We start from the raw sequence: 11,505 nt of genomic DNA, 5'->3' as shown, positions 1-11,505 counted from the left end.
CGCAGGCAAAATTGAGACAGTCTTCCTGTCCTAACCATCACCTTGCCAAATTTTTGTCTAGCACACAAGCGCGCGGAAGTCCCGATTCCCGATATGTCAATCAATCGCTTTCCAAAAGTTGCGCGGCCGCCGTTTTGAAGCAAACGCGCCCCGATCCGGCCCTGTGGGCGCCGAAATCCCAAATGAAGCTTCGGATCAACCCTTCGGAAGGCGCGCCACGCCGCAAGAAGCGAAAGAGCGCGAGGTCATCCGGGGCCTGACAGGAGCGTGTCGAAAATGAAGTTTTTCACAGGATGTGTGGCTGCTGCCACGCTGGCGCTGGCTGCAACTACTGCCCAGGCGCAGATTCCCGCGAGCGGTGTTGCGGGAGGGGGCGTGCTCGCGGTGTCGGATTTCGACGGACCCTATGCGCCGCCGGAGGCCGCGCCGCCACCGCCGCCGCGTTACGGCCAAGGCTACGGTCAAGGCTACGGTTACGACTATGGCTACGAAGGGCAGGGGCCGGCACCGGCGTTGCTGCCTGCCACCGAGGTCTACGCGGTGCTGCGCGACAACGGCTTCTCGCCGCTCGGCATCCCGCGCCTGCGCGGCAGCGTCTACACCATCGCGGTGATCGACCGCCGCGGCGACGACGGCCGGCTCGTGATCGATGCCCGCGACGGAAGAATCTTGCGCTTCATGCCGGCCGCCGACGCCTATGGCATGGCGCCCGGCTATGACGAGCGTTCGGTCGCGCCCTACGGGCCGAAGACCGCGCTGCCGCCGCCGACCATGGTCCGCAGCGGCCCGCCGCGGCCGCCCGCCGCGATCCCGCATGTGGCGAGCCGGACCGTGCCGCTGCCCAAGGCCGCGCCGCCTCGCGGCGCGACGCCGGTTGCCGCCGCCAAGCCGGCCGAGCCCGCGGCGCCGCAAGCTCAAGCGCCGCAGGCGCAGGCCACGCGGCAAACCGCTGCCGCGCAGGCCAAGCCCGCCGAGGCCGCGCCACAAGCCATGGCATCAACGGTCGGACAGGCGAAGCCGCTGGCAACGATCTTGCCGACGCAGGAGATGCCTGCCGCTCAGGGGCTGGATTAGCCTTGCGGGTTTGACGCGCCGGCCTCGGGAGGGAGCTGAGCAAAACAAAAGCGCCCGATAAAACTCGGGCGCTTTTTCGTTACTTGACCTGAGCTTCAGCTCCGCGGATACCCCGCCGCTTCCAGGATCAAATTCGCCACCTCCTTCGGATGCGACACCAGTGAGAGGTGGCCGGCATCGAGCTCGACCGTGGTGGCGTTCATGCGCTTGGCGAGGAAGCGCTCGAGATCGGGATTGATGGTGTAGTCGTTCTTCGACACTGCGTACCAGCTCGGCTTCGAATGCCATGCCGCTTCCGTGGTGCGGCCGGCGAAGATCGAAGCCGCGGTCGGCCATTGCACGGCGTAGAGCTCCTTGGCCTGCTCCGGCTTCACGCCGTTGGCAAAATACTTCAGGAAGGCGTCCTCCGAGAGCTTGGTGTAGCCGTCATGTTCGACGATGCCGGCGCGCACCGGACCGGTCGGAAACTGCTTTGACAGGGCGACGAAATCCTCGTTCGCATCGGGCGCGCGTGCCGCGATATAGACGAGGCCGGTCACCTTCGGATCGGTGCCGACCTGGCTGATCACGGTGCCGCCCCAGGAATGCGCGACTAGCACGGTCGGCCCGTCCTGCTCGGCCAGCGCGCGCTTGGTCGCCTCGACGGAGTCGGCAAGCGAGGACAGCGGATTCTGCACAGCCGTCACATGCAGGCCTGCGGCCTGGAGGATCGGGATCACCTCCGACCAGCTCGAGCCGTCGGCCCAGGCGCCGTGCACCAGCACGACATTCGTCGCCTTCACGGTCTGCGGTGTCTGTGCGTGAGCGAGGCTGAGAGGAGCCGCCAGCAGGCTCGCGGCGACGAAAAGGCTGCGCCAAAGTGTCATGATCGTTCTCCGTGTTGTTTTGGGCTCGATGCCCAAAGGACGGAGCGCACAGCGGCGCCGTTACGCGCCTTCACCGCTCTGTGATGCGGCGCAAAAAAACGCCCCGGGGCACCGGGGCGTTTTCGTAACTTGGAAGCAGCGTTGTGCGGTTTACGCGGCGGCTTGCGCGGCCGAGTTCTCGATCACCTGCGCCTTCGGTGCGCCGGCATTGATCGCGATCTGGCGGGGTTTCTTCGCCTCGGGAATCTCGCGGACGAGATCGACGTGAAGCAGCCCGTTCTCGAGCGAGGCGTCCTTGACCTGCACGAAGTCGGCAAGCTGGAAGGCGCGCTCGAAGGCACGCGCGGCGATACCGCGGTAGAGCACTTCGGACTTCGAGTTCTCGCCTGCGACCTTCTCGCCCTTGATCGTCAGCGTGTTTTCCTTCGCGACGATGGAGAGCTCATCCTTGGCGAAGCCCGAGACCGCAACGGTGATGCGGTAGGCGTTCTCGCCGGTACGCTCGATGTTGTAGGGGGGATAACCGGGGCTGCCGTCCGAACCGGCCTGGTCGAGCAGGTTGAAGAGGCGGTCGAAGCCGACGGTGGAACGATAGAACGGGGTGAGATCGTAGCTACGCATGGTCAAGTCCTCCATTGAGCGACTGTTGGGTACCCGCCCGCCAATCGGGCCGGGCTTTAGTCTGTGTGCAGCCTGATGTTCCGGTTCCGAAACACTGGTAGCGGCCTGCACGAAGGTGATATGGGTGGAACGAGACGGCGTTCAAGAGGGCGGCATTTGCGCCTTTTCGGCGCTTTGGCCCCTTGATTTGCAGCACTTCGCGCCCAAGCACCTCCAATCATGACGCTGGTCTCGATCCCGTCCAATCCCGTCCCCGAAAACGTCGTCAGTGGCACCATCAAGACCCCCGATGGCGCCGAGCTGCGCTTTGCGCGCTGGGCGCCGCCGGCGAACCGCAAGGGCACCGTCTGCGTCTTCACCGGACGCAGCGAGCAGATCGAGAAATATTTCGAGACCGTGCGCGATCTGCGCGACCGCGGCTTTGCGGTGGCGATGATCGACTGGCGCGGGCAGGGCCATTCCTCGCGCCGCCTGCGCGATCCGCGCAAGGGCTATGTGCGCGACTTCTCCGATTTCGAGGTCGACGTCGAGGCCTTCGTGCAGCAGGTGGTGCTGCCGGATTGCCCGCCGCCCTTCTTCGCGCTGGCCCACTCCATGGGCGGCACGGTGATGCTGCGGGTGGCCCATGCGGGCAAGCGCTGGTTCGACCGCATGGTGCTGTCGGCACCGATGATCGATCTGCCCGGCCGCACCACCTCGCTTCCAGTGCGTGCATTGCTGAAGACGATGCGTCTGCTCGGGCAGGGCGGCCGTTATGTCCCCGGCGGCAGCGACCGCCTCACCGGGCTCGATCCCTTCATCAACAATCCCGTCACCAGCGATCCGGTGCGCTATGCACGCAATGCCGCGATCCTGGAGGAGGATCCGACGCTCGGGCTGGCGTCACCGACCGTCGCCTGGGCCGATACCGCCTTCCGCGCGATGCACACGTTCAAGGGCGTGAACTACCCCTCGCAGATCCGCCAGCCGATCCTGATGCTGGCGGCCTCCAACGACAGCGTCGTCTCCACCGCGGCGATCGAAGAATTTGCCTATCACTTGCGCGCCGGATCCCATCTCGTGATCGCCGGCGCCAAGCACGAGATCCTCCAGGAGCAGGATCGCTACCGCTCCCAGTTCTGGGCCGCCTTCGACGCCTTCGTGCCGGGCACGCCGCTGTTCAAGTGAGGGGCATCCGCGAAGGCGGTGCGTGTTTCACCTCTCCCGCCTGCGGGAGAGGTCGGCGCGCAGCGCCGGGTGAGGGCTCTATCCTCTTGGGGGTTCTCGCCCGTTGAGATACCCCCACCCCAGCCCTCCCCCGCAAGCGGGAGAGGGAGCGTACTGTCGCCGGAGTTAGCTACAGCGTCTTCAGATACTCGATCAGATCGTAGCGCTCGGCGTCGTCCTTGAACATGCGGCCGATCACGCCGGGGCGTTTCGGCTCGCCATCCTTGCGCTCGAAGGAATGGCCGAGCACGCTGTTGCCCTGGATCGGATCCTGCTCCGACCCCGCCGAGAACTGCGTTTCACCCGTCTTGCACGTCTCGTTTGCGGTGACCGCAAAGCCGACGGTCACGGGGTCATAGTCGCGGCGGCCCATGCAGAATCTGGTCGGGCGCTCGCTCGCCGGCTTCAGCAGCCAATACAGTGAAGGCACCGAACCGTTGTGCAAGTAAGGCGCCGTGGCCCAGATGCCGTTCAGCGGCCGCGCGCGATAGCGCGGATCGGGCGCCGGATTGAGGCAATTCTTGCGCGCGAGATTCCACATCTTCCCCCGCTCGGCCTCCGGGACCTTCTCGTCGTCCATCCATTTGCGCGCGACGAGATCGACCACCGTCATGAGGCCCAGCGCATAGACCATCTCGTTGGGGGACTTGCTGGCGGTCGGGACCTCGCATTGCCACCATGTCTGGAGGTCGCCCGTGTTCACTTTCAGGAAACCGGGCACATCGACAACCCTGTTGCCGAGAACGAGCGACTGTTCGGGATCCGTATTGATCTCCTTGAGCGGAATCGTGACGGCGTTCAGCACCTTGCTGTCGCCGCTCTGCTCCCAATGCGACGAGGACCAGAAAGCGTCGGTGTTGACCGCCGGCAGGTGACATCCGGAACACATCTGTTCGTAGATCTTGCGGCCATTCTCAGCCTTCTTCTGATCGATCCGCCAAGCGTCGCCGAGGATCTGCGAGGGCCATTTCGGCGCCAGCAGCCCGCCGAACTTCGGCTCGGCCGCCTTGAACGGATCCGGGCCTCTCAGCATGTCTTCGATCCAGCCGAGTGTCCTGATGTTCACCGAAGAGCGCCACAGCCTGTCCGCGGGATAAGCGTCGGACAGATTGAGCAGCGCGGTCACGCCGAGCGCTTCGCCTGCGTTGCGGATCAACGGCTGCTCGATCGAGGCGTCGTATTGGGCGAACTTGAACCAGGGCACGGTCCAGATCGCGGGGTAGCTGACCGGGGCGTCCTGGGCGTGCAGGTTCTTCTCGAATCCCTTGACCCCGCTCAGCGCGAGATCCTGCGAGAACACCTGGTTGCCGATGCGGTTGAGCGCGTCGAGGCGGCCGAACCCTTCCTCCGTGTCCTGCTGCTGCCGGCCGTTCCAGGTCTTCTTGCCTTCAATCGTCTTTTGCTGGGTTTGCGCCCAGTCGATCAGGAACGTGCCGATCGCGCTGAGTTTCTGCTTGAGTGCGGCGCGGTCCGTCTTGCTGGCGTCGGGGCCGAGCACGCGATCGGCAAAGCGCTGGAAGCGGAACGGAACGTACAGCGTGTAGGCGATCGAGAGGCCGGTGGAGAGCTCCAGCTTCTTCAGGTCGGTCATGGCCGGGCCGCCGTCGAAGCGGACGTCCACGCCCTGGTAATGGATCTGGCCGGTGTGGCAGGCCGCGCAGGTCAGCCCGATCTTGTCTTCCTCGCGACGGCCGGTCGCGGGATCGACGACGCCGGTCATTCGCGCAAAGCCGACCGGCAGGCCGTCGACGTTCTCCACCGGCGTCCATCTGGTCGACCAGTCCGATGGCTGCGTCGTCTCATAGACATTGGCGTAACCGAAGCGGCGCAGTGTCGTCGTGTCGGTCTGGATCGACTGCGGGCTCGGGATGAAGCCGAAGCCTTCGAGATAGGCGCTGTCCTTCATCATGCCCGGCTTTGAGAACAGATGAAGCCGCGGCTGCTCCAGCGCGATGAACCATTCGTAGGGCACCGGGAAGGTCGCGGTACCCTGGCTGGCATGATGGAACCAGTGCCGGTCTTTCAGCGACCAGTTCTGCTCGAGCCAGAAGGCGGCCTTCGTCTCCGGGACCGCAGGCAAGGGCGGCGGCAGAAGATTCACGAGGATCCCCTTCTGGGGCAGGATGGCGCGGACCTGGTTGGGGAATTCGGCGACCGCCACCAGCGCGACGAGGCCAAGGCCGATGACGAACGCCGTGAGCGCGACGGCCCAGCGAAAGCGGAGCTGGCAGGCCGACAGCAGCGGCTGCGACAAGATCCGCTGATTGATACTGTCGGGGAATTTGCGCTCCTCAAACAGCGTGCGCACGTCGGCCACGCTGAGATAGCGTTCCTCGTCCTGCTTGCCCTTGCCGATGATCTTCAAAAGGATGGGCCATTCGAACTTCATCAGCAGCTTGTAGTACCAGCGTGCGGCGCTGCCGGCGCGCTTGAGGTTGTCGCGCATGAAGCTCTGGATTTCCGCGGCGTTGAGGCCGGGCTCGCTGCTGCCGGTGCGCGGGTCGGTGTAGGTCCGGCCGAAGCTCGCGAGCCGTGCGATCTCGTCTTCGTTGACCTTGCCGTCGACGCCGAGGATGCGCGAGCCGGCGCCGCGCTTGTCGAGCGGACCACCGCGCAGCGCGTCGAGCTGCGCGCCCGACCAGATGCTCTTCAGAATGTGCTTGATGCCGTTGGCGATCAGCGCAACGCCGCGGACCTGGATGCGGGCCGAGATCTTCTTCAGCCCCGTCTCGCCGGTCGCATTCGCGATGGTCTGCGAGAGCGTGTTGAGCGGAACGGTTCCGCCCTCGACGAAACCTTCACCGGCGAGGCCGCGCAGGAACGGACATGGGTTGTTCGGCGAGACCGGGATCGAGGGATCGAAGGGCGGCTTCGAAGCGGGGTGATGCATGGCCCAAATCCTGAAACAGCGAATCGAAATGCGCAGGCGCGCTGTTAGAGCGCGGAAAGTCCTAACAAACCGACAGCAGGCTATACTACTTCAGCGTGTAGCGGAGTGTGGCCGAATTCACTCTCGTGTCAACAAAGCCGGCGGATTTGCCGGGGGACCGATCAGGAACTGTTAAGAGCCCTTGGCGGCGTTCAGGACTCGGCGGCGCGTCTGACGTCGCTCTGCACCAGGGTCAGCTTGCCGAGCGGCACGCCGGCCTTGAGCAACCCCTCGCGGTAATGGGCGAGGTCCTCAGGCCGCTTCCAGTGGAAGTTGCGCAAGTGCCTGTCGACATTCAGGGTTGGATAATCTCCCATCAGCACGCCGACGGCCTCGCTCGCCTCGCCACTCCGTCCCATCTGGGCCAACGCCGCAGCGCGGATCGCCAACGCCTGCATGTGGTTCGGGTTGATGTAGAGCTGCTCGCGGGCCCATGACAGGGTCGCGTCATATTGGCGCAACAGATAGTGGCTGAAGGCGTTCAGCGCCGCCCATTGGTAGCGCGGGTCGCTGTTGTCGCGCTGCGCCGCCATCGAAAACAGCTCGATCGCCTCGCGGTGCTCGCCGATCACGAAATGGCAGATGCCGAGCACGCCGCGCGCGCCGTTGTCATAGGGGTTGAGCGCGACCGCACGCTTGGCGGCGTCCATCGCGGCCTCGTAGTGCCCCTCCATCGCATGGGCCCAGGACAGGATCGAGAACGCGAAGGAGGAGCGCGGGTCGAGCCGCACGCTGGTCTCAGCCAGGTTCATCGCCTCGGCCCACATCTCACGCGTGCCCTTGACCCAGCCGAACTGGATGCTCTGGATCTGGATCGTGGCGAGATAGGCGTGCGCGATCGACAGTTTGGGATCGAGCCGGATGGCCTCGCGGAACAGGTCGACGGCGGCGGCCAGGTCTTCTTTGGTGTGGCGGTAGTAGTGCGACAGGCCCTTGAGGAAGCGGTCCCAGGCGCTCACATCGGTCGAGAGCCGCGCCGGCGCCGAGGCCTCGGCCCGGACGATCTCGGTGGCGATGGCGGCGGACAGGTTGGTGGTGATCTCGTCCTGCATCGCGAACAAATCGCCGATGTCGCGGTCGTAGCGGCCGGTCCAGAGCTGCTCGCCAGTCTCCGGCGCGATCAGCTCGGCGGTAACGCGGATCTTGGCGCCGGCGCGCCGCACCGAGCCCTGGATCAGGTAGGTGGCATCGATCTCGCGCGCGATCAGCCGCGTGCTGGTGTTCTTGCCCTTGAAGGCGAAGGTCGAGTTGCGGCTCAGCACGCGGTAGAAGGATTGCAGCGACAGCGCATGGATCAGATCCTCGGTGAGGCCGTCGGAGAAATATTCGTCCTGGGCGTCGCTGAGATTGGCGAAGGGCAGCACGCCGACGATTGCGGTGCGGTACTGTTGCGAGAGGGCGGATGCCTCCCGGAGCTCGGGCGCGAGCGCCGGTGCGCCCTCAGGCGTCCAGGTCCAGACTCCGACCGCATCCTTGATGTTCTTGAAGCGATGGTCGCCGGCATCGGTCAGCAGCACGGTGAGATGCTTGCTCGCCTCGCGATAGGCCTTGGCCGAGATCGCGAAGCCGCCAGGGCTCGCCACCGATTCCAGGCGGACGGCAATGTTGACATCGTCACCGAATACTTCGTCCTCGTCGGCGATGACGTCGCCCATGTGAATGCCGAGGCGGAACTGCATGGCGCGGTCGGCCGGCAGATGGTGGTTGCGCTCCGCCATCAGCGTCTGCATCGCGATCGCGGCCTCGGTGGCTCCGACAATCGAGGGGAACTCCAGCAGGAAGCCGTCGCCGGTGTTTTTGACGACCCGGCCGCCGTGATTGAGGATGATGGGGTGGATCGCGGCGCGATGGGCCTTGAAGGCGGCATGTGTGCCGGCCTCGTCGCTGCCCATCATGCGCGAATAGCCGGCGACATCGGCGCAGACGATGGCGGCCAGGCGTCTTTCCATATTCTCGCAGCTCCAAGTGAGGACAGACCGGCCACGGCGTGGCAGTCGCCTCGAATCCTGCATTTCAAGAACCCCACCTTTATAGAGCAGATGAGGCCGAGCGAAAGTAGGATCCGCATTGCAAATTCGAGGTAAATCCTACGCAATTCCGGCGGTGGACGGGGTGGGACGAACCGACTAAGCCCGTGTTTCGAGCCGGCGGCGAGGGCACGTCACATATGTTGGGCATTCACGAGATCTGGCTGTTCATCCTGTCGGGGGTGCTTCTCAACATCACGCCGGGGCCTGATTCCGTCTACGTCATCGGCCGCAGCATGCAGATGGGCTGGCGCGGCGGCGCCGCGGCCGCATTCGGCATCAGTTGCGGCTGTTTTGTCCATGTCGCGGCCGCGGCGATCGGCCTTTCGGCCCTGCTGATGGCCTCGTCGACCGCCTTCTCGATCCTGAAGCTGGTCGGCGCGGCCTATCTGGTCGTCACAGGGCTGCAGATGCTGTGGTCGCGCCCGGTGCTCGCGGCAGCGATCGACGAGCCGGTGCGGAGCTCGCTGCGGCGGGTCTTCCTGCAGGGGGTCTTCACCAACGCGCTCAATCCCAAGGTCGCGCTGTTCTTCCTGGCCTTCCTGCCGCAATTCGTCGCAGCCGATTCACCGCATAAGCCGCTCGCGTTCCTGACGCTCGGCCTGATCTTCATCTGCACGGGGACGCTGTGGTGCCTGGTGCTGGCGGCGTTTGCCGCGAAAGCCGCGCATCGGCTGCGCAAATCCGAGGGCGCGATCGCCTGGGTCAACCGCGCGCTCGGCGGCCTCTTCATCTATCTCGGCATCCGCGTCGCCATGCTGGAGACGCGGTAAGTCATTCGAACGAATGACTTCGTAGGGTGGGTTAGCCCCGCGGCTGCGCGAAGCGCAGTCGCTAGGCGTAACTCGCGTAACTCACCATGCCTCCTCACATGCGGAACGAAGTTGGTGGGTTACGCATCGCGGTTTGCGCTTCGCGCAATCCGTGATGCTGTGCTTACGCGAACTCCTTCAGCAGCGCGCTGCCGGCGAGATACAGGCCGAGCAGGATCATCGCGATCAGGAACCAGCGACGGAACGCTTCGGCCGGCATCCGCGCCCGCACCGATTGGCCGATGAACATGCCGGCAAAGGCCATGGTGAGGCCGACGGCGCCCGGCACGGCATTGGTTGGCGTCATCAACCCAACGGCGGTGAGGTTGAAGGCGAGCGCCAGCGTTGCCGTCGTGAAGAACACACCGAGCGCTTGCACCAGCTCGTCCTTCTCCATGCCGATCGCCTGCATGAACGGCATCGAGGGGATCACCTGCACCCCGGTCGAGGCCGAGATCACGCCGGTGACGACGCCGACCACGCCGCCGACCCATTTCTCGTTCTGCGGCGCGACGTGGAACTTGAACTTGTTCAGACCGATCACGGCGTAGATGACGAGCAGGGCGCCGAGCACGATCGTGCCGTAGCGCGCATGCGGCCCGGTCAGCGCGCCGGCATTGAGCCAGCAGCCGATCACGGTGCCGATCATCAGCGGCCACAGCCGCCGCAGAATGTCGCGCAAATACGGGCCGCCGAAGGTCTGCCAGATGTTGGTGACGATGGCGGGCACGATCACGATGGCGATCGCGCGGCTCGGGGCCATGCTCACCGCGAGCAGGCCCATGGACACCGTCGGCAGGCCGAGCCCGACCACGCCCTTGACGAATCCGGCAAGCAAGAAGACGGCGGCGATGACGATGAGGAGCGGGTCGATCATATCTGCACATTGACTGAAGCTGCGCGGGCGCACAATCTGGAGGTTACGGAGACTGCCTTCGTTCTGGGCGAAGGCTAGAGCATGATCCGGACCCGAAGGGCCGCGTTAGCGCAAAGTGCGCAGCGGTTTTCCGACAAGATCATGCTCCAACAATAAGAAAGAGACCTGTCATGCGCTTCGACCTCGTCGACCTCCAGCTCTTCATCGCGGTCGCCGACCAGCGCAGCATCACGCGCGGCGCCGAGCGCTCGCATCTGGCGCTGGCTTCGGCCAGCGCGCGCATCAAGGGGCTCGAGGATGCGCTCGGCGTCGCGCTGCTCAAGCGCGGGCGGCGCGGCGTCGAATTGACGGCGGCCGGGGAGAGCCTGCTCGATCATGCGCGGCTCGTCATCCACCAGATCGATGCCATGCGCGGTGATCTCGCCGGCTTTGCCTCTGGCGTGCGCGCCAGCGTGCATTTCCTCGCCAACACGTCGGGCCTGTCGGAGCATCTGCCGAAAGCGCTCGCCGGCTTCCTGCGCGAGCATCGCGACGTCGCCATCGACATCGAGGAGCGCGAGAGCACCGACATTGCCGCGGCGATCACCGCGGGCGCCGCCGATCTCGGCTTCGCTGCCGAGCACGCACTGCCCGAGCATATCGAGCGTTTCCCCTTCAGCGAGGATCGTCTGACGCTGGTGACCTCACGTCGCGGCCCGTTCGCCGGCCGCCGCCAGATCGACTTTCAGGAGGCGGGAGCTTGCGACTTCGTCGGCCTGACCAGCGCCACCGCGCTTCAGATGCACATCTCCAAGCACGCGGCCCGGCTCGGCATGCGCCCGCATTTCCGTGCGCGCCTGCGCGATTTCGACGCGATCTGCCAGATGGTCGCCGCTGACGTCGGCGTGGCGCTGGTGCCCGAAGCCGCCGCCCGCCGCTGCGCCAAGACCATGCCGCTCGCCATGGTCCGCCTGCGCGATGCTTTCGCCAACCGAAGGCTCGTGATCTGCGCGCGCAGCTTCAAGGCGCTGCCAAAGCCGGCCAAGATGCTGGTGGAGCATCTGCGGGCGGCGGCGGTGTGAGGGTACTCTTACCCTCCAGGGAGGGTAAGCAA

General features: G+C 65.3%; 9 protein-coding genes. 4 read left to right on the top strand and 5 right to left on the bottom strand.

What is annotated here, in order from left to right:
• The first annotated feature begins 276 nt into the window (after window positions 1-276).
• On the top strand, window positions 277-1,074 hold the full coding sequence (locus IVA79_RS01455) for a hypothetical protein (RefSeq protein ID WP_247549800.1): 798 nt from the start codon (window positions 277-279) through the stop codon (window positions 1,072-1,074).
• A gap of 95 nt (window positions 1,075-1,169) precedes the next feature.
• Here IVA79_RS01455 and IVA79_RS01450 read toward each other — a convergent pair whose 3' ends face one another.
• Both IVA79_RS01450 and IVA79_RS01445 read right to left on the bottom strand, forming a co-directional pair.
• Complete coding sequence (locus IVA79_RS01450) at window positions 1,170-1,940, bottom strand: alpha/beta hydrolase (RefSeq protein WP_247549798.1); 771 nt, start codon at window positions 1,938-1,940, stop codon at window positions 1,170-1,172.
• 150 nt (window positions 1,941-2,090) lie between these two features.
• Entirely contained in the window at window positions 2,091-2,561 is a 471-nt protein-coding gene (locus IVA79_RS01445) for an Hsp20 family protein (RefSeq protein WP_247549797.1), read from the bottom strand.
• A gap of 219 nt (window positions 2,562-2,780) precedes the next feature.
• On the opposite strand from IVA79_RS01445, the gene IVA79_RS01440 reads away from it, so the two are divergent.
• The gene (locus IVA79_RS01440) at window positions 2,781-3,728 is read left to right on the top strand and encodes an alpha/beta hydrolase (protein ID WP_247549795.1); all 948 of its coding nucleotides are present in this window, start codon (window positions 2,781-2,783) and stop codon (window positions 3,726-3,728) included.
• A 169-nt stretch (window positions 3,729-3,897) separates the two neighbouring features.
• Here IVA79_RS01440 and IVA79_RS01435 read toward each other — a convergent pair whose 3' ends face one another.
• Together IVA79_RS01435 and IVA79_RS01430 are read right to left on the bottom strand one after the other, a co-directional pair.
• The gene (locus IVA79_RS01435) at window positions 3,898-6,657 is read right to left on the bottom strand and encodes a di-heme-cytochrome C peroxidase (protein ID WP_247549794.1); all 2,760 of its coding nucleotides are present in this window, start codon (window positions 6,655-6,657) and stop codon (window positions 3,898-3,900) included.
• 191 nt (window positions 6,658-6,848) lie between these two features.
• Window positions 6,849-8,645 (bottom strand): tetratricopeptide repeat protein, encoded by a 1,797-nt coding sequence (locus IVA79_RS01430; protein ID WP_247549792.1) that lies wholly within the window; start codon window positions 8,643-8,645, stop codon window positions 6,849-6,851.
• 218 nt (window positions 8,646-8,863) lie between these two features.
• Here IVA79_RS01430 and IVA79_RS01425 point away from each other — a divergent pair, with 218 nt between their 5' ends.
• Entirely contained in the window at window positions 8,864-9,496 is a 633-nt protein-coding gene (locus IVA79_RS01425; protein WP_247549790.1) for a LysE family translocator, read from the top strand.
• A 163-nt stretch (window positions 9,497-9,659) separates the two neighbouring features.
• On the opposite strand, the gene IVA79_RS01420 is transcribed toward IVA79_RS01425, so the two are convergent.
• Entirely contained in the window at window positions 9,660-10,412 is a 753-nt protein-coding gene (locus IVA79_RS01420; protein ID WP_247549789.1) for a sulfite exporter TauE/SafE family protein, read from the bottom strand.
• 170 nt (window positions 10,413-10,582) lie between these two features.
• Here IVA79_RS01420 and IVA79_RS01415 point away from each other — a divergent pair, with 170 nt between their 5' ends.
• The gene (locus IVA79_RS01415) at window positions 10,583-11,473 is read left to right on the top strand and encodes a LysR substrate-binding domain-containing protein (RefSeq protein WP_247549787.1); all 891 of its coding nucleotides are present in this window, start codon (window positions 10,583-10,585) and stop codon (window positions 11,471-11,473) included.
• Window positions 11,474-11,505 lie beyond the last annotated feature (32 nt).

Source organism: Bradyrhizobium sp. 138 (assembly GCF_023074075.1).
Classification (GTDB): Bacteria; Pseudomonadota; Alphaproteobacteria; order Rhizobiales; family Xanthobacteraceae; genus Bradyrhizobium.
Note: the sequence above shows the minus strand (reverse complement) of the source record. Positions and strands in the feature narration are given on the sequence as shown.